Consider the following 19,188-nt stretch of genomic DNA (forward strand, 5'->3'; position numbering starts at 1 on the left):
GCCCCTGCCCCGCGGTGCATCCATGTCATATCTCTAGGGTCCACCCTGGACCGTCATCTGGTGGCTTTGCGGAAGAACAATCCGTCGGCTGCAACGGCCACCAGGATGAGGACACCTGTCACCACCTGCTGGTACGTGGTATCCCAATGCAGCAGGTTGAAGCCGTTGCTGATAACGGTGAGGATCATGACTCCCACGAAGGCCCTCCACATGGCGCCCTGCCCGCCCATGATGCTGGTGCCGCCGATGACCACAGCGGCGATTGCGGTGAGCTCGATGCCGATGGCCATGGCCGGTTGCGCCGAGCCGGCACGCGAGGCAAGAATCATGCCGGCCATTGCCGAGCAGAGACCGCTGATGGCGAAGACCGCAACGTGGATTGAGCCCGTACGGATGCCGCTCAAACGGGCAGCTTCCTGGTTGCCGCCTACGGCGTAGATCCTGCGGCCGAAGGTGGTGCGCCAGAGAACAATTCCCAGGACCACGGTCATTGCCAGCATCAATACCGAGCCGGCCGTGAGGCCGAAGATGCTGGGCCACGTCCAGGTTTGGAAGGTTGCGAGCTGGTCGGGCAGCGGTGCGACTATCGCGCCGCCGGTGATCACGATGGCCAAGCCCCGGTAAATGATGCTCACCGCGAGTGTTCCGATGAACGAGTTGACCTTCGTGCTCACCACGATCAGCCCTGTGAGGGTCCCCAGCAGGGCGCCCACCAGCAAAGCCCCGAAGAACCCTGCCGCAACACCGAAGTGCTGGGTGAGCATCACGCCCGAAATGGCGGAGACCGCGAGGGTTGCGGTGGAGGAAAGGTCAAAAACCCCGCTGATGATGCAGAGCGTGGCTGCCGCGGCGAGCAGTCCCACGACGGCGGCCTGGTCGAACAGGTTGATGAAGTTGCGGCCCGTGAGGAATGTTCCGGTGTTCAGGGCCAGGAAAAGCATGATGGCGGCCAGGCCAAAAACGATTCCGAAATCTTTGAGATTCAGATTGAACTTTTTCTCTGCCGTCGAAGGCACGGCAACTGTTGTTGTGCTCATGTGGATTCACCTATTTCAGGAAAGCGGAAGTCATGACTTCATCGCGGGAGGCGTTTCGGTCGAACTCGGCAACAATGCGCCCGTGCCTCATGACATGGACACGGTGGGACAGGCCGAGCACTTCCTCGAGCTCGGAGCTGACCACGATGACTGCTGTACCCTTAGCAGCCAGTTCAACGATGATGCTGTGGATCCGGGCCTTGGCTGCGATGTCCACTCCCCGGGTGGGTTCATCCACCAACAGCACTGCCGGAGGATCCAACAGCCATTTGGCGAAAAGTGCCTTCTGCTGGTTCCCGCCGGAAAGGTTGGCAATGGGCTGTCCCGGGCGGGCGCCGCGCAGGTCAACTGCCTTGCTGACGTCCTTGACGGCCGCCCTTTCCCGCCGTGAACTGACGAAGCCGGCCCATGACCGGCCCGACAGGGTTGAGAGGGCAATATTCTCTGAGGCTGGCCGGGACATGACCAGGCCCTGTTCTTTCCGTGACTCCGGAATGAGGGCAATACCAGCCCTGATGGCGTCCCTGATGGAGCTAGGACGGAGGCGGCGGCCGTTGATCTCGACGTAGCCGCCGGTGGTCCGGTCTGCACCGAAAATGGCGAGCAAGGTTTCGCTGCGGCCGCTGCCCACGAGGCCGGCGATGCCCAGGATCTCTGCGCGACGGACCTCAATGGATATGTCGCTAACCTTGGCGCTGGTCAATCCGGCAACCCGAAGAACCGTCTCAGCTTTGGACGACACCTGCGGAACGTCGGGGAGGAGGAAATCGACGTCCCGGCCAACCATCAGCCGCACGAGCGACTCCGGCGTGTGGCCGGCAGCGTCTTCGGTGACGATGTGCTGTCCGTCGCGCAGAATGGTCACCCGGTCCACCAACTCCAGGACTTCCTCCAGGTAATGGGAGACGATGAGGACGGTGGTCCCGCTAGAGGCCAGCCTTTTGATAACCTGCAGGAGTTTTTCCTTCTCGGCCTCGTTAAGGACCGCTGTGGGTTCGTCCATGCACAGCACCTTCGCCCCGCGGGCGAGGGCTTTCAGGATTTCCACCTGCTGCTGTTGGCCGATAGGCAGGCTCCCCACTGTTGCCCGGGGGTCCAGGTCAAAACCGGTCTCTTCCAACAACCGGGCGAAATGCTCGCCGTCCTTGTTGGGGCGGAGGAGGCTTCCCCTCTGGGCCCAGCGGCCCAGGAAGACATTCTCCAGCACCGACAGGTTGGGGATGAGTGCCAATTCCTGGGAGATGAGGGAAATCCCGTGGGAGATGGCGTCCCGTGGGGTTGTGATCCTGACCGGGTTTCCGTCCAATTCCATGGTGCCGGAGTCCGCCATGATGGCACCGCCCAGGATTTTGAGCAGGGTGCTCTTTCCTGCGCCGTTTTCCCCCATGATGCCGTGGATTTCCCCGGGGGTTACCGACAGTGTGACGTCCTTCAGCACCGGGGTTGCACCGTAACGTTTACCGATTCCGGAGACCGTGATCTCCGGTGCGGTCCGCCGGCTGGCATGCTCAGGTTTTTCCAACTGTTGTATCGCCATGTTGACCTCTGGAAATGGAAGGGAGTTGAGGGCCGGATCCCCGGGGCCGAAGCGGTCAGGCTCCGGCCCCGGGGTTGCCCCCGGGAGGTGGCTGGACTAGTCCGAGTACTTTGAGACGTAGTTCAGGGCATCGAGTGCTTCTTTGGTGCCCTTGCTGTTGTTGGGGGCCAGGCTGGCCTCGTCGATGGCAGATTCCACTTGCTTGCCCCGCGCCTTGGCGAGCCCCAGTTCGGTGGCCTTGGCGCCGTTGGCTACGACGTCGCTGACGTAGATGGAGAACCATTTACCGGACCGGACCGCTTCCACATTGGAAACGGATGCACCGTTGCCGATGAACTTGATGTCACTGTCCCCGGCGGCTGCGGCGGCGCCGGTGATGGCCTGGGATGCGCCAATCACCACGTCAACATCAGGGTTCGCCTGTGAGACGTTTTGGAATGCCTGGCGGCCGGTGTCCTGGGTGTACCCGCCTTCGACGCTGGCCACGAGCTTGATTCTCGGATCGGTGGCCAGTTCGGTCTTCACGGCATCGGTCCGGGCGTTATCCAGGGGCATGGCCTTGAAGCCTTCGAGGTAGGCCACCTTGCACGTGTCGCCCGGCACCGTGGCGCAGGCTTGCTTGCCCATCTCGCCGAGCACCTTGCCGTTGCGGGTGGGCAGGTCCACGATGCTGATGGCACCAGGGACCTGCGCCTCGATGGTGTCGAACTTTGGCCCGATGACCGAGAATTCGACAACCACCGTGATGCCCGCCTGTACGGCCTGCGTCAAAGGTGCGATGAGGGCCTGGTTGTCATTGGCCTGGACCACGATCACCTCGAACTGCTTGGAGGTGACGGCGTCCTGGATCTGCTGGACCTGGGTCTGGGCACTGAAATTGGAGTCCACGAAGGTGGCGCTGGCGTTGTTGGCTTTGGCCGCCTGCTCCACGCCGAGGTACGTGCCCTGGGCAAAGCCGTTGGATTTGGCAAAACCGAAGAATCCAACGTTGAGTTTCTGGTCTGCACCGGCAGCCACTGCTTCTGTGGTGCTGGTCTGGGCGGGCGGGGCGCATGCTGAGGTCAGCAGGGCGAGGCTCATGAGGGCCATCGCTGCGGCTGGACGTTTGGTGATTTTCACAGTCAATCCTTTCTGGCGCGGCGTTTAGTAGCCGTAGTGGGTTTTGGCGAAGTCCTCGGTGATGAAACCGTTGACAATGTCGTACTCAATGTCTTCTTGGGAGCGCTTGGAGACGTCTCCGAAACCGCCGCCGCCTCCGACGGCGAGGCGGACGACGTCGCCGGCCTTGATTTTCCGTGCGTTGGCCTTCAGCGTCCGGACCTCATCGTGGCGGCCAGGATTGATCACTACCTCCGGGCCCTGGGCGTCAGAACCGCCGAAGAGGCCCCAGGCCGGCGTCTTGGACCTTTCGAACCACAGCCCCACGACGCAGTCGGCCAGGAACTCGTATTCACGGATCACTCCGTTGCCGCCCCGCCACTGGCCAGGGCCACCGGAGTTCGGGCGGATGGAGTACTCGTTGATCCGCAGCGGATAACGGGTTTCCATCATTTCGATGGGCAGGTCCTTGAGGGACCCGTTGACGTTGTTGATCATGGCGGATTCGCCGTCGGTTCCCTGCCAGGCGCCCCAGCCGCCAAGAGTGGCTTCCATGCTGACGAAGTTCCGGCCGAAGCGGGGGTCGAAGCCGGCGGCAGTAATGATCATGGAGTCACCATGGCTGGCGCTGGCTACGCGTTCAGGCATGGCGGGTGCCATTGCCTTGGAGACCAAGTCGATCAGCAGCCCGAGATGCGAGAAGTACCACTGGCATGGTGCCGGTGCCACTGCACCCAGCACCGAGCCGGAACGCACCTGGGTGGTCATGGGGCGGAAGGACCCGCCGTTGGAGTTGGAGTCCGGGCTGACCAGGAGCTTGTACCCCACGCGCAGGGCCGAGACGGCCTGGGCTGCGCCGCAGTTGACCGGGCCCATGGTCTGGTCGGCGGAGCCGGTGACGTCGAAGTCGACAGTGTCGCCGGCGACTGTGATCTTCAGCTTGATGGGGATGGGGGTGTCCAGGTTGATGCCGTCGTTGTCCAGGAAGCCTTCGGCTTCGTAGACGCCGTCGGGGATGTTGCGGACGGTCTCGCGCTCAATCTCCTCCGTCTGGCGGAAGATCTCATCGCGTGCGGCATCGAGCTGCTCCATGCCGTACCGGCCCACCAGCTCCTTCATCCGGGTGGTTCCCATCCGGAGTGCGGCGATCATCGCGTGCATGTCGCCGATGGTCTGGTAGGGGAAGCGGACGTTGGTGCGGATCAGGTCCACCACGGAGGTTTCAATGCCGGCTTCCATGAGCTTGACCGGGCCCATGCGGAAGCCTTCCTGGAAGATGTCCGTGGCATCCATCGAGCCGCCCACATCCTTGGACCCCATGTCCATCCAGTGCGCGCGGGTGGCGGCGAAGCCAACCACCGAGCCGTCGTCAAAAATCGGCGCGAAGATGGTGACATCGTTCAGGTGCGTTCCGCCGAGGTAGGAGTCGTTGAGGATCCACACGTCCCCTTCCTGCCAGACCTCGCGGCCGTACAGCTCCTCCACAGCAATGGAGCACGTTTCGAGGTTGCCGAGGAACAGCGGGAGCCCGGCGGACTGTCCGAGTACGCGGTGTTCGGTGTCCAGCAGCGCCACCACGCAGTCACCGCCCTCGTAGAGGATGGGTGAGTAGGCGGAGCGGATCAGGGTGGCGTTCATATCGTCCGCGGCGCTGGTGAGCGCGTTGCGGATGATTTCCACGGTTACGGGATCCAGGGTTTTGACTGCAGTGATTGTCATTAGTGGTACCTCAATTTCCTTCTGCGTCTTCAGTGCGGATGACCAGGGAGCCGAACTCGTCGACCGTGACGTTGAACCCGGGCGGCACCACGGTGGTGGCGGTCTGCTCCACGATGATGGCGGGTCCTTCGAAGGTGTGCCCCGCGGCCAGGTCGTCGCGGCGCACTACGGTGGTCTCGTGTTCCACGTGGTCAAAGACCACCCGGCGCATTTCGTGCTTGAACTCGGGGCTCTGCGCGGTTGCGAAGAGCGGTGCCTCCAGCCGGCCCAGGTCGCCTACCGCCTGGGTCCGCAGTGCGACGATCTCGATGGGGGCGCCCAGGTTGGAGTGCCCGTAGCGCTCGTGGTACATCGCGGAGAAGCGGACCGCCAGGTCGGCGACGAAGCCCTCTGACTCGGGTTCGTCGGCGGACGTGAGGGGGACGTTCAGTGAGAATTCCTGGGACTGGTAGCGCACGTCCACGGAAGCGGTGGTTTGGCGGCTTTCCTCAGGGACGCCTTCGGAAACCAGGGACGTCAGGCCCTCCACTTCCATCCTTCGCAGGACACCGGCCATGTCAGCCACGTCGATGTCTTCGTCGAGGAAGAAGTACGGTTCGGAGAAGTCCTTGCGGATGTTCGTCTGCAGCATGCCCCACGCCGAAAACGCGCCGGGGAACCGGGGAACCACGGTTTCCGGGATCCCGAGTTCCTTGGCGAGGAAGACCGCGTGCATGGGCCCTGCGCCGCCGAACGCGACGAGGGCAAAGTCGCGGGGTTCGATGCCCCGGGAGATGGTGATGGTCCTGATGGCCTGGGCCATCTGGGAGTTGGCTACGTCGCAGATGCCTTCGGCCATGGCGATCGGGTCCAGGCCGAGCTCGTCTCCGACTGTCTTCAGGGCTGTGATGGCTGCTTCGCGGTCCAGGGCAACCTGTCCGCCGGCGAACCAGTCGGGGTCCACGCGGCCGAGCACCAGGTTGGCGTCGGTGACCGTGGGTTCGGTGCCGCCGCGGCCGTAGCAGGCCGGCCCGGGGGTGGCACCGGCGGACCGGGGTCCCACCCGGAGGCCCCCGGCTTCGAGCCATGCCACAGAGCCGCCGCCGGCTCCCACGGTGTGGATGTTGACGACGCTCATGAGCATCGGCAGGCCCTCAAGGTGGGCTTCGGTGGATACGTCGGGTTTTCCGTCGACAACGAGGGAGACGTCAAAGGAGGTGCCGCCCATGTCAACACCGATGAGGTTGCGGTTGCCGGACACGCCGGCCAGTTCGACGTCGCCCATTGCGCCGCCGACCGGCCCGGACAGCAGCGTCTGAAGCGGACGCTTGCGGGCGGACTCTGCAGTGAGCACGCCGCCGGAGGACTGCATGATGTGCAGCGGAGCCTCCACGCCGCGGTCGGCAAGCTTCTCTTCCAGGTCCAGAAGATAATTGCGGACCACGGGGCCCGTGTAGGCCTCAACCACGGCGGAGGAGGTGCGCTCGTATTCACGCCACTCCTTGGCTGCTTCATGTGAAAGCGAGACGGTGAAATCCTCGCCCAGTTCTTCGAGCAGGATTTCGCGGGCACGAAGTTCATGGGCCGGGTTCTTGTAGCTGAAGAGGAATGCAACGGCAACGGCGCCGTATCCCTCCTGCTGTGCCCGGCGGGCCGCCTGGCGGACGGCAACTTCGTCAAGCGGCCGGATCTCGTGGCCCTGGCCGTCGAGGCGTCCGCCGACGCCGATGACGTCCTTCCGCTCGACCAGGGGAGCCGGCTTGCGGTACTGGGCGTTGTAAAGCTCCAGGCGGGGGCCGCGGGCGATGTGGTACGAGTCCTCCACGCCCGCAGTGGCCAGCAGCAGTACCGGAACGCCGCGACGCTCAAGGAAAGCGTTGAGGCCCTGGGTGGTGCCATGCACCAGGAATTCGATATCGGAAAGGTCGGTAATAATCGATTCGAGACCGGCGATGACGCCGGCGCTCAGGTTGCCCGGCGTGGTGGATGCTTTCGTCGCCTCGTAGGTCCCTGCGCTTTGGTCGTACGCCACGATGTCCGTGAACGTTCCGCCGATATCCATCGACACCCTGTAGTTCGGCATGTGTATCTCCTCATGGTTCTGGTGGAACTTGGTGTGTGGAAAATCACGTTAGACAGGGGGCCTTCCGGAACGTGGTGCATCATGCACAACCTGGGGCCAGGAGATCGGGCTCCCTGCCTAAAGGGGCCCATGGAAAGCCCATTTAGCAGGGGATCTTGGCATCCGAGAAATTGGGGAGTGGATTTCTTGTTTGGGTGCTTGACGCGTCCATGGCGGTGCCGTCAGCCTGTCCCGCCGCTGCGGCGGCGGGCCGCCGGGAAGGCAACCGGCGGCGCCTGGGATGGGGGCGAATGCGCTGTGGGAGAACCCGCCCACTTCTCCCGGCTACGGACTCCGTTAGGGTTGATGCGTGCGAGCCATCCTTCAGCGGGTCACCCGAGCCGAGGTCACTGTCGACGGCGAAACAGTAGGGTCCATCGACCGCCCGGGGCTGGTTGTCCTGGCCGGCGCCACCCACACGGACACTTTGGACGATGCAGCGGCCCTCGCCGCCAAGATCTGGACCTTGCGGATCCTTGACGACGAGAAGTCGTGTGCCGACCAGAACGGGCCCCTGCTGGTGGTCAGCCAGTTCACGCTGTACGCCGACACACGGCGTGGGCGGCGCCCCTCCTGGTCGGACGCGGCGCCGGCGAACACCAGCGAGCCCTTGATTGAACACCTGATCGCTTCCCTGCGCGGCCTTGGGGCAGAGGTTTCCACCGGGCGGTTCGGGGCCATGATGCAAGTGTCCCTGGTCAATGACGGACCGTTCACGATCAGCCTCGACACCGCCGATTTTTCAGCTCCCCGCCGCGGCTGAGCGTCCGGAAGTTCTGGGCAGCGCAGTCCCGCGAGGCGGCGAATACGCTGTGGGAGAACCCGCCAACTTCTCCCGGCCACCTACTGGTTGCCCCCAGCAACCAGACGTAAACTGACCTTCGCATCACGTTCCGTGAGCCCTGGACCAGGAGCCGCTTTTGCTCTGGAAACTGCTTGTTGAATACCTGCGGCCGCACCGGCAGCTGCTGATCGCCGTCGTCGTTTTCCAGCTGGCACAGTCCATCGCGTCCCTGTACCTGCCCACCCTGAACGCGGACATCATCGACGAGGGCGTGGCCAAGGGCGACACCGGCGTCATCCTCAGCCTCGGCGCCCTCATGCTGGGCATCACGCTGCTGCAGATCATCTGCGCCGTGATCGCCGTGTACTTCGGAGCGAAGGCCGCCATGGGTACCGGAAGGGACCTGCGCGGCGCCATCTTCGCCCGCGTGGGGGAGTTCTCCGAGCAGGAAGTCACCAGGTTCGGCGCGCCCAGCCTGATCACCCGCTCCACCAACGACGTCCAGCAGGTCCAGCAGCTGGTGCTGATGGCCGCCACCATGATGGTGGCCGCGCCCATGCTGGCCATCGGCGGCGTGATCATGGCCGTCCGGCAGGACGTGCAGCTGTCCTGGCTGATCGCCGTCGCCGTGCCCGTCCTGCTGATCGGGGTGGGGCTCATCATCACCCGGATGGTGCCGCTGTTCCGGAAGATGCAGAAGCGGATCGACACGGTCAACCGTGTGCTCCGCGAGCAGCTCACCGGCATCCGCGTAGTGCGCGCCTTCGTCCGCGAGGACATCGAGACCGCCCGCTTCGCCCAGGCCAACGACGACGTCACGGACACCGCGCTGCGGGCCGGCCGGCTGATGGCGCTCGCGTTCCCCGTGGTCATGCTGGTGCTGAACGTATCGTCCGTCGCCGTGATCTGGTTCGGCTCGTTCCGGATCGAGGACGGCTCCATGCAGGTGGGCACCCTGATCGCCTTCCTGAGCTACCTGATGCAGATCCTGATGTCCGTCATGATGGCCACCTTCATGGCGGTGATGATCCCGCGCGCCGCCGTCTCCGCGGACCGGATCGGCGAGGTGCTGGGCACCGAGTCATCCGTCCGGCCGCCCAGGAATCCGCTCAGCAGTGCCGTGCGCCGCGGCGAACTTGAAATGCTCGACGCCGGATTCGCCTACCCGGGTGCCGACCAGCCCGTCCTCTCCGGGATCAGCTTCACCGCCAGGGCCGGGCAGACGACGGCGATCATCGGCAGCACCGGCGCCGGCAAGACCACCCTGGTGAACCTCATGCCGCGGCTGTTCGACGCCACCACCGGCTCGGTCCGGATCGACGGCGTGGACGTCCGCGAGCTGCACCCGGACCTGCTCTGGGGGCACATCGGCCTGGTCCCGCAGCGGCCCTACCTGTTCACCGGCACCGTCCGCTCCAACCTGCAGTACGGCAAGCCGGACGCCACCGAGGACGAGCTCTGGACCGCCCTGGAGATCGCCCAGGCCCGCGACTTCGTCGAGGACATGGAAGGCGGGCTGGACGCACCCATCTCGCAGGGCGGCACCAACGTCTCCGGCGGGCAGCGGCAGCGGCTGGCCATCGCCCGGGCCCTGGTGAAACGGCCCGAACTGTACATCTTTGACGACTCGTTCTCCTCGCTGGACACCGGCACCGACGCCCGGCTCCGGCAGGCGCTCAAGCGCAGCACCGCCGGCGCCACACTGGTGATCATCGCCCAGCGCGTGTCCAGCATCGCGGACGCGGACCAGATCCTGGTGCTCGACGACGGCAGGATCGTCGGGCGCGGAACGCACAGCGAGCTCCTGGAGACCTCGGAAACGTACCGGGAGATTGTGTCCTCCCAGCTGGCAGCGGAGGAGACGGCATGAGCACGCCGCACCGGCCGCCGTCGGGCGCCAACCACGCAGCCGGCCCCGGCGCAACCGCACCCGCCTCGAAACCCGGGACTGCCGACGTCGTACGCATTCCCCGTCCGGCGGGCGGGCCGGGACGCGGCGGACCGTTCGCGGGGATGAACGTCCCGGCCGAGAAGGCGATGAACTTCGGGCCGTCGGCCAGGCGGCTGCTGGGCACGCTGCAGCCGGAGCGGGCGTGGCTGCTGCTGGTGCTGGTGATGGGCATCGCCAGCGTGACGCTCTCGGTGATCGGGCCGCGGCTGCTGGGCGAGGGCACCAACCTGATCTTCGCCGGAGTGGTGTCCAAGGAACTGCCCGCCGGGGTGAGCAAGGCGGAGCTGATCGCGCAGCTGCGGGCCGCGGGGGAGAACCAGAAGGCGGACATGCTCACGCCCATGGCGCTGACCCCGGGCGAGGGGATCGACTTCGCGGCGCTGTCCAGCGTGCTGCTGTGGGCGCTGGTGCTGTACGTGCTGGCGTCGGCGTTTATGTGGGTGCAGGCGTATGTGCTGAACGGGGTGGTGCAGCGGACAGTGTTCGGGCTGCGCGAGGAGATCGAGGCGAAGATCCACCGGCTGCCGCTGCGGTATTTCGATTCGATCCAGCGCGGTGAGCTGCTCAGCCGGGTGACGAACGACGTCGACAACATCTCCCAGAGCCTGCAGCAGTCCATCAGCCAGGCGGTCACGTCGGTGCTGACCGTGGTGGGTGTGCTCGTGATGATGGTCATCCTGTCGCCCACGCTGGCGCTGATCGCGCTGGTGACCATTCCCTTGACGCTCGGAATCACGGCGCTGATCGCCAAGCGCTCGCAGAAGCTGTTCGTGGCGCAGTGGAAGCACACGGGGGAGCTGAACGGGCAGATCGAGGAGACATACACCGGGCATGCGCTGGTGAAGGTGTTCGGCCGGCAGCGCGAGGTGGAGGAACGGTTCCGGCAGAAGAACGTGGAGCTGTACGACGCGAGCTTCGGCGCGCAGTTCATTTCCGGGCTGATCATGCCGGCCATGACGTTCATCGGGAACCTGGTGTACGTGGGGATCGCCGTCGTGGGCGGCCTGCAGGTGGCGTCCGGGGCGATGCAGCTGGGCGACGTGCAGGCGTTCATCCAGTACTCGCGGCAGTTCACCATGCCGCTGGCGCAGCTGGGGTCCATGGCCAACCTGCTGCAGTCCGGGGTGGCGTCCGCCGAGCGGGTGTTCTCGCTGCTGGATGAGGATGAGCAGTCCCCGGATCCTGCTTCAGGTGTTTCTGTTAATGGGGCCGGGCGGGGGCGGCTGGTGTTCGAGGACGTGTCCTTCTCCTACTCGCCGGACAAGCCCCTGATCTCCTCGCTGTCTCTGGTGGCGGAGCCGGGGCAGACAGTCGCGATTGTCGGGCCGACCGGTGCCGGGAAGACCACGCTGGTGAACCTGATGATGCGGTTCTACGAGCTGGACGCCGGGCGGATAACGCTCGACGGCGTGGACATCACCTCGGTGCCACGGCGCGAGCTGCGCTCGCGGCTGGGCATGGTGCTGCAGGATACGTGGCTATTCGGCGGGACCATCCGGGACAACATCGCGTACGGACGGCCTGGGGCTACTGAATCCGAGATTCTGGAAGCGGCCACGGCCACCTATGTGGACCGGTTCGTGCACTCGCTGCCAGAGGGGTACGACACGGTGCTGGAGGACGAGGGTTCCAACGTGTCCGCCGGCGAGAAGCAGCTGCTGACGATTGCCCGGGCGTTCCTGGCCCGGCCATCGGTGCTGATCCTGGACGAGGCCACGTCTTCGGTGGACACCCGGACCGAGGTGCTGGTGCAGAAGGCGATGCGAGCTTTGCGGTCCGACCGGACTTCCTTTGTGATTGCGCACCGCCTGTCCACGATCCGCGACGCCGACCTCATTCTCGTGATGGAGGCCGGCCAGATCGTGGAGCAGGGCACGCACGCTTCACTGCTGGCCGCGGGTGGGGCGTACGCGCGGCTGTACGAGGCGCAGTTCGCGGCTCCGGTGGCGGAGGTTTAGGGAACGGGCGCGGCCCCTTGAGACCACGCCCGCCGGAAAGTGCCGCCAGTGGATGGCAGCTGCGTCTTCCTTATGCAGGCGTTTCGTTGGCTGGAGAGCCTACGGCATGCTTCACTGCAGCAACGAGAGAGTGGACGTCGGTCTCGGTGGTGTCCCACGAGCACATCCACCGGACTTCCCCGCGTGCCTGGTCCCAGTCATAGAAGCGGAAGGACTCCCGGACTTTCGCCGCTGCCCCAGCGGGAAGGACGGCAAAGACGCCATTGGATTGGGTTGCTTGCGTCAGCGAGACGCCGTTAATGGCCGAGATTCCTTCGCTGAGAAGTTGAGCCATTTCGTTGGCCTGGCTGGCGGACCGCAGCCACAACCCATCCGTTAGGAGGGCTACGAGTTGCGCAGAGACGAAACGCATCTTTGAGGCCAGCTGCATGTTCATCTTGCGCAGGTAGCTCATGCCTGGGTCGGACTGTGAGTTGAGCCAGACAACGGCTTCGCCGAACAACAGCCCGTTTTTCGTGCCGCCAAAAGACAGGACGTCCACACCGGCGTCGGTGGTGAATGCCCGCAAAGGAAGCCCGAGATGTGCTGCCGCGTTGGCCAGCCTTGCTCCGTCCAGGTGCAGTTTCATTCCCTTCGCATGGACGTGTTCAGCGATCCGTTGGATTTCTTCCGGCGTGTAGCAGGTGCCCAGTTCGGTGGTCTGGGTGATCGATACGACCAGCGGTTGCGCCCGGTGCTCGTCTCCCCACCCCCAGGCTTCGGCGTCGATCAATTCCGGGGTGAGTTTGCCGTCCGGTGTGGGGACCGGGAGGAGCTTTATCCCGCCGATCCGTTCCGGGGCGCCGTTTTCGTCGGTATTGATGTGCGCTGTTGCTGCGCAGATGACAGCGCCCCAACGCGGGAGCAGGGCCTGCAGGGCGAGGACATTGGCCCCTGTTCCATTGAAGACCGGATATGCGGTGGCAGCTGCCCCGAAGTGGGACTTGATGAGAACTTGAAGCGCTGCTGTGTAGACATCTTCCCCGTATGCGGTGACGTGGCCTTCGTTGGCTGCCTGAACTGCTTCGATGATTTCGGCGTGGGCCCCGGCGTAGTTATCCGAGGCGAAGCCCCGGTAAGCCGGGTCGTGCAGGCGCCCCGCGAGTACCTGTGGGACGCCTGCTTTTGTATCAACGCTGACGCTCATGCCGGTGCACCCGCGAGGAGGCCGGCCGTGAGGGGCAAGCGCTGCCCGTTGATCTGTGCTGCCTCCAGAACGAAGATCCGCTGTACAGCGTCGGCAAGGACACTGACATCGGTGTAGCCCGGAAATTTCCGTTCCGGCTGGGCTGCGCGCATCCGGTCATCGACCAGAGCCTTGACCACGAAGACCAAAGCGGCTGAGTGCTGGGCGGAGTGGGGGCTTTCATTGCCTCCCTGCAGGTGCCGGAATCCGTCGGCCACGGCGAGGGTCCATGCCTCGGCGGCGGACTTGACGGCGGCATAGGCGGCGCCGCTCGCTGTCGGCGCGGAGGCGGACTGTGCGGAAACGACGGCCAGTCGACCCGCAGGGGAGGCAGCCAAATCGTCGTAAAAAGCGCGGCTGGTGTTCCTCAGTGTGGTGAGGACGCTGGTGTGCAGGAAGTCCCAGTCTTCATCCGTCTGGCCTGTAATTCCGGTGCCGCCTCGCCACCCTCCGACAAGATGGATAAGGCCGTCCACGGGACCCAGATCGTTACGGACAGACGTCGCCAGGTACTCAACGGCTTGCAGGTCCGCGAGGTCGCAGGCATAGCCCGTGACGTTGTTGTACGCGGCCGCGAGCTCCTGCACCCGGTCCTCGAGGATGTCCACGGCGGCCACGCGTGCCCCTGCATGCGAGAGGGCCTGGACTACCGCGACGCCTGCGGCGCTTGTCGAACCGGCGACGACGACCGTACGCCCTGAGAGGTCCTGGCTCATGCGCCCGCCTCGCCGTCGGTCTTTACAGGGCTCTGCCCGGTGATCCCGGCAGTTGATTCGATGACGGGGCGCATTTTCTTCTCCAGTGCTTCATAGAACATCGACAGCGGGAACTCGTCGTCCAGGACCTGGTCGGTCAGACCCTTGGGCGGACCGTCCAGGGGAAGGGCGCCGGGTCCCTTGGCCCAGACGGAGGAGGGGTTTGGGGTGAGGGTCTCCGAGACGAGGTCATAGGCAGCGAGCCAGTGTGCGGTCTTGGGCCGGTCGATGGAACGCCAGTAGAGTTCCTCGATGCGGATTCCGAGTTCGACGACGACGCCGGCGACGTCCGTCCAGTCGATGCTCAACTTTCCGTCGGTCCAGTGCAGGACCCGGTGCTGGTGCATCCAGGCGAACAGCAGCTGGCCGCCCACGGCGTCGTAGTTACGGACCCGGTTCCCGGTAATCGCGAAGCGGAAAATGCGGTCGAAGATCACGGCGTACTGGACCAGCTTGGCGTGCTTGCGGGCGTCCTCGGAAGCGTTCTCGTCCTTCTCGATCAGGACGGACTCGCGGAAGGCGGTCAGGTCGCAGCGCAGCTCCTCGAGGGAGTACAGGAAGTACGGCATCCGCTGCTTGATCATGAAGGGATCGAAGGGCAGGTCGCCGCGCATGTGGGTCCGGTCGTGGATCAGATCCCACATCACGAAGGTCTTCTCCGTGAGGTGCTGGTCGTGGATGAGTTCCGCGGCGTCAGCCGGCAGGTCCAGGGAGGTGATGTCGGCAGCAGCTTTGAGGACGCGACGGAACCGGGCAGCTTCGCGGTCCGCGAAGATGCCTCCCCACGTGAAGGAAGGGGTGCTCCGGACCGCTACGCTCTCGGGGAAGAGAACTGCGGAGTTCGTGTCATAGCCGGGCGTGAAATCGATGAAGCTGATGGGGACGAACAGCTTGTTGGAGTAGTTAGTTGCCTCCAGGTCAGCCACGAATGCAGGCCAAATGACCTCGATGAGGACGGCCTCGAAGTAGCGGTTCGTGCTGCCGTTCTGCGTGTACATGGGAAACAGAACCAGGTGCGGCAGCCCGTCGATGCGCCACTGCTCGGGGTGGAAGGCTACCAATGAGTCGAGGAAATCCGGTACGACGAAGCCCTCGGACGCCCACCGCTGGAAGTCCTGCACGAGCAGTTCAAGGTAGTCCGTGTCGTGGGGGAGGTGGTGGCGCAGATCGTTGATTGAGTCCGTGATGATGCCGACATTCTGGCGGGCCTGGTCATGGTCGGCGGGTTCCGGAACGGAACCGTCCTGCACTTGAACCTGCTGCAGCCCGACGACGGCTGCCTTCAGGGCCTGCCATGCGGGGAGCGCCTTGAGGTCTTCTGCGCGGATGGTTGTCACTTCAGGGTTTGCGATTACAGACATGCTCGTTCCTTCCGTTGAGGGGATTCCTGAAGAAGCTAGCAGTGCGTAAGCATCCGTGAAGGATTCTTACCGCATGCATAAGAAATACTTTTGCTTGGCGGCTGCTCTTCAGTGCAATGCCTGCGTCTGACCTTTGGGTCGGTGGTTTTAAGACATCCCGGAAGCGGCGTCGACGCGCCCTATCAGATCGTCAGAGCTGCTTAGTCACCGAACGGGCTCAAATCAGCAACTCTTGTGCTCAAATTGGATTGCCACGGCCAATGCGTAAGGACTTGACCCGTCGGGCGTGCAACATTCGCCACGCCAAATGGCGCTTCCATTGCGTGTGTTAGCTTGATCACCATCCTTCCCGGCCGAGTGCTTCGGAAGGCCCAAATTCACCGCAGCTACCTTTTCGGAGGCACCATGGGACTTGGCTCCCAAACGCAATTAAGTGATCGGGCTATTGATCTCAAAGAAGAAATCAAGCCCAATGGAACACAGGGGTCCGCCCTTGCGATAGCGGCAGATCGCCCTTCCGGCGAATCCACCAACGAACTCAAGCGCGGGCTGAACCACCGCCACCTGCAGATGATCGCCATCGGCGGTGCGATCGGTACCGGGCTTTTTGTGGCCTCGGGCAGCACCATTTCCCAGGCGGGTCCCGGCGGTGCGCTGGCCGGCTACGCGCTGGTCGGGCTGATGGTATTCCTGTTGATGCAGTCACTCGGCGAGATGTCGGCCAAAATTCCGGTTGCCGGTTCATTCCAGTCCTTTGCCACCCGCTTCGTCTCCCCGTCCTTTGGGTTCGCGATCGGCTGGAACTATTGGTTCAACTGGGCCATCACGGTGGCCGCAGAGCTGGTCGCGGCCGGAATCATCATGGATTTCTGGTTCCCGGGGGTCCCAGGATGGGTGTGGGCCGGGATCTTCCTGCTGGTGCTGACCGGGCTCAATGCCCTCTCGGCGAAGTCCTTTGGTGAGTCGGAGTTCTGGCTCTCACTGATCAAGGTCAGCGCAGTGGTGCTTTTCCTGATCGCCGGCGTGCTGATGATTTTCGGCATCCTCGGGGATAACTCTCCGGGACTGAGCAACTGGGAAAGCCGCGATGACGTGTTCCACGGGGGCTGGGTCTCGATCATCTCGGTCTTCATGGTTGCCGGGTTCTCCTTCCAGGGCACCGAGCTTGTAGGAGTCGCCGCCGGCGAAGCGAAGAACCCGCGCCGCGAGGTGCCTAAGGCCATCCGCACTGTCTTCTGGCGCATCATGCTTTTCTACATTGGCGCCATCTTTATCATCGGCTGCCTCATCCCGTTCACCGATCCGAGCCTGCTGGCCTCCGGTGAGTCCGATATTGCATCATCGCCCTTTACCCTGGTCTTCGATCGCGCCGGGATCGCCTTCGCGGCGGCCTTGATGAACGCCGTGATCCTGACCGCAATCCTGTCCGCGGGCAACTCCGGACTGTATGCCTCCACCCGGATGCTTTACGCCATGGCCCATGACGGCATGGCCCCGAAGATCTTCGGCCGAACCAATGCGCGTGGTGTGCCGATGGCGGCGTTGCTCGCGACGGCGGCCGTGGGACTCTTCGGGTTCCTGTCCGCGATCGTCGGGCAGGGTGCAGCCTACTCCTGGCTGCTGAACATGTCGGGCCTGTGCGGCTTCATCGTCTGGGCGGGAATCGCGGTCTCCCACTACCGTTTCAGGCGCGGCTTCCTGGCCCAGGGAAACAAAGTCAGCGACCTGCCGTACAAAGCATCCCTGTTCCCCATTGGCCCACTGCTGGCCTTCGCCCTGCTCATACTGGTCATCGCGGGACAGAATTACGAGGCTGTGCTTGCCGGACGGTCCGTGGAGGTGCTTTCCTCCTACATCGGGTTGCCAGTCTTTGTCGCTCTATGGCTGGGTCACCGCTACCTCACCAAGTCCAAAGTAGTGCCGCTGCTCGAGATGGATCTCACGGCACCCAAGGACGTCGAGGACGAACCTAGGGGCGCCACCCAGTAACCAGGCCGGAAAGAGGGAAGCCGGGTGAGAACAGCACCTGGCTTCGCTCCTCCCCAGGTCTGTAGGATCCACATCGTAGTCACCGCCCTCAATCTGCTGGGCGTCGACGTCATCGTCCTGAACTGCGCCATCAGGCAGAACGAGATGTGCAGGAGGAGCCCCGCCAGGAAGGCACCGAATTTCGGCGCGCAGTTCATTTCGGGGCTGATCATGCCGGCCATGACGTTCATCGGGAACCTGGTGTACGTGGAGATCGCGGTGGTGGGCGGGCTGCAGGTGGCGTCCGGGGCCATGCAGCTGGGCGACGTGCAGGCGTTCATCCAGTACTCGCGGCAGTTCACCATGCCGCTGGCGCAGCTGGGGTCCATGGCCAACCTGCTGCAGTCCGGGGTGGCGTCGGCGGAGCGGGTGTTCTCGTTGCTGGATGAGGAGGAGGAGTCTGCCGGATCCTTCGCCCGGCTCCTCGCCCGACGGCGGGCGGGGGCGGCTGGTGTTCGAGAACGTGTCGTTCTCCTACTCGCCGGACAAGCCGCTGATCTCTTCTCTTAGTCTCGTGGCCGAGCCGGGGCAGACGGTGGCGATCGTGGGGCCGACCGGGGCGGGCAAGACCACCCTGGTGAACCTGATGATGCGGTTCTACGAGCTGGATGCGGGGCGGATAACGCTCGACGGCGTGGATGTCACCGCGATGACGCGGTACGAGCTGCGCTCGCGGCTGGGGATGGTGCTGCAGGATACGTGGCTGTTCGGCGGGAGCATCCGGGACAACATCGCGTACGGCAGGCCGTCGGCTTCCGAAGACGAGATCCTGGAGGCGGCGCGGGCGACATACGTGGACCGGTTCGTGCACTCGCTGCCGGAAGGCTACGACACGGTGCTGGAGGACGAAGGTTCCAATGTGTCCGCGGGCGAGAATCAGTTGTTGACGATTGCCCGGGCGTTCCTGGCCCGGCCGTCGGTGCTGATCCTGGACGAGGCCACTTCTTCAGTGGACACCCGGACCGAGGTGCTGGTGCCGAAGGCAATGCGTGCGCTGCGGTCCGACCGGACATCTTTTGTGATGGCGCACCGCCGGTCCACCATCCGCGACGCCGACCTCATCCTGGTGATGGAGGCCGGCCAGATCGTGGAGCAGGGGACGCACGCGTCGCTGCTGGCCGCGGGCGGGGCCTGTGCGCGGCTGTACGAGGCGCAGTTCGCGGCTCCTGCGGCGGAAATTTAAGGGTGGGTTTCGTTCCGCAGACTGGACGACGCTCGAAAGAGAATGTGGGGTTGCCGTTCTACCTTTTGACTTAGACGGGGACGCACAATTGCGCAAAAGCACCTCGGTCGCTGTGTTACCTTCGCGAATCACTGTGAGGCTCTGCCTGCTTGCCCCGAACCAATGCCCAACAGTTTGCTGGACCATCCCCGAGGGGTCGCATGCTCTTCTGTTGGACAAGTCCGACGTGGAACTGCTCAGTGTTACCTACGCTGCAACGAGCCGATGATCCATCTCGTGCGCAGCAATTTCTTCATTGGCTTTGCTGACGACTTCCACGTACTCTTCAGGGGAAATTTTGCCACTGAGCAACTGATCCATTGCTCTGTTGATGACCTCTGAGGTGTTCATGGCGTCCTCCTAGCTGTGATGGTAGTTGAACTATAGCGCGTGCAACTGACGTTTTGCTGGC

General features: G+C 64.0%; 13 protein-coding genes and 1 pseudogene. 5 read left to right on the forward strand and 9 right to left on the reverse strand.

What is annotated here, in order from left to right; all coding sequences use genetic code 11:
* Positions 1–53: 53 nt before the first annotated feature.
* The 5 genes from ABV518_RS09445 to ABV518_RS09465 form a co-directional block, all read right to left on the reverse strand.
* Positions 54–1,037, reverse strand: a complete 984-nt coding sequence (locus tag ABV518_RS09445) for an ABC transporter permease (RefSeq protein ID WP_367766721.1) — start codon at positions 1,035–1,037, stop codon at positions 54–56.
* Positions 1,038–1,047: 10 nt separating this feature from the next.
* A complete protein-coding gene (locus tag ABV518_RS09450; RefSeq protein ID WP_367766724.1) occupies positions 1,048–2,574 on the reverse strand; it encodes a sugar ABC transporter ATP-binding protein in 1,527 nt (508 codons plus the stop codon).
* A gap of 96 nt (positions 2,575–2,670) precedes the next feature.
* Complete coding sequence (locus tag ABV518_RS09455) at positions 2,671–3,693, reverse strand: sugar ABC transporter substrate-binding protein (RefSeq protein ID WP_367766726.1); 1,023 nt, start codon at positions 3,691–3,693, stop codon at positions 2,671–2,673.
* A gap of 24 nt (positions 3,694–3,717) precedes the next feature.
* Entirely contained in the window at positions 3,718–5,391 is a 1,674-nt protein-coding gene (locus ABV518_RS09460) for a hydantoinase B/oxoprolinase family protein (RefSeq protein ID WP_367766728.1), read from the reverse strand.
* Positions 5,392–5,401: 10 nt separating this feature from the next.
* Positions 5,402–7,453 (reverse strand): hydantoinase/oxoprolinase family protein, encoded by a 2,052-nt coding sequence (locus tag ABV518_RS09465; RefSeq protein WP_367766729.1) that lies wholly within the window; start codon positions 7,451–7,453, stop codon positions 5,402–5,404.
* Positions 7,454–7,802: 349 nt separating this feature from the next.
* Between ABV518_RS09465 and dtd the strand changes: the two genes are divergently transcribed.
* The 3 genes from dtd (at position 7,803) to ABV518_RS09480 (ending at position 12,185) form a co-directional block, all read left to right on the forward strand.
* Complete coding sequence (dtd, locus tag ABV518_RS09470) at positions 7,803–8,255, forward strand: D-aminoacyl-tRNA deacylase (RefSeq protein ID WP_367766730.1); 453 nt, start codon at positions 7,803–7,805, stop codon at positions 8,253–8,255.
* Positions 8,256–8,412: 157 nt separating this feature from the next.
* Positions 8,413–10,146: an ABC transporter ATP-binding protein gene (locus ABV518_RS09475; protein WP_367766732.1), complete on the forward strand. Its 1,734-nt coding sequence runs from the start codon at positions 8,413–8,415 to the stop codon at positions 10,144–10,146.
* Entirely contained in the window at positions 10,143–12,185 is a 2,043-nt protein-coding gene (locus tag ABV518_RS09480; RefSeq protein ID WP_367766733.1) for an ABC transporter ATP-binding protein, read from the forward strand. The genes ABV518_RS09475 and ABV518_RS09480 overlap by 4 nt, the downstream gene beginning before the upstream one ends.
* 70 nt (positions 12,186–12,255) lie before the next feature.
* On the opposite strand, the gene ABV518_RS09485 is transcribed toward ABV518_RS09480, so the two are convergent.
* From ABV518_RS09485 to ABV518_RS09495, 3 genes are read right to left on the reverse strand one after another with little or no spacing between them, the layout of a single operon-like run.
* A complete protein-coding gene (locus ABV518_RS09485; RefSeq protein ID WP_367766734.1) occupies positions 12,256–13,371 on the reverse strand; it encodes a low specificity L-threonine aldolase in 1,116 nt (371 codons plus the stop codon).
* The gene (locus tag ABV518_RS09490) at positions 13,368–14,126 is read right to left on the reverse strand and encodes an SDR family NAD(P)-dependent oxidoreductase (RefSeq protein WP_367766736.1); all 759 of its coding nucleotides are present in this window, start codon (positions 14,124–14,126) and stop codon (positions 13,368–13,370) included. The genes ABV518_RS09485 and ABV518_RS09490 overlap by 4 nt, the downstream gene beginning before the upstream one ends.
* Positions 14,123–15,526, reverse strand: coding sequence for a DUF6421 family protein (locus tag ABV518_RS09495; RefSeq protein WP_367766737.1), 1,404 nt, complete (start codon positions 15,524–15,526; stop codon positions 14,123–14,125). Before ABV518_RS09495 ends, ABV518_RS09490 begins: the two co-directional genes overlap by 4 nt.
* Positions 15,527–15,931: 405 nt before the next feature.
* Between ABV518_RS09495 and ABV518_RS09500 the strand changes: the two genes are divergently transcribed.
* Together ABV518_RS09500 and ABV518_RS09505 are read left to right on the forward strand one after the other, a co-directional pair.
* Entirely contained in the window at positions 15,932–17,515 is a 1,584-nt protein-coding gene (locus ABV518_RS09500) for an amino acid permease (protein ID WP_367766738.1), read from the forward strand.
* Between the two features lie 177 nt (positions 17,516–17,692).
* Positions 17,693–18,737, forward strand: a pseudogene (locus ABV518_RS09505) (ABC transporter ATP-binding protein); the annotation flags it as partial.
* Positions 18,738–18,983: 246 nt separating this feature from the next.
* On the opposite strand, the gene ABV518_RS09510 reads toward ABV518_RS09505, so the two are convergent.
* The gene (locus ABV518_RS09510; RefSeq protein WP_367766740.1) at positions 18,984–19,127 is read right to left on the reverse strand and encodes a hypothetical protein; all 144 of its coding nucleotides are present in this window, start codon (positions 19,125–19,127) and stop codon (positions 18,984–18,986) included.
* Positions 19,128–19,188: the final 61 nt, after the last annotated feature.

The sequence above is a fragment of the Arthrobacter sp. HS15c genome, assembly GCF_040812005.1.
Taxonomy (GTDB): domain Bacteria; phylum Actinomycetota; class Actinomycetes; order Actinomycetales; family Micrococcaceae; genus Arthrobacter.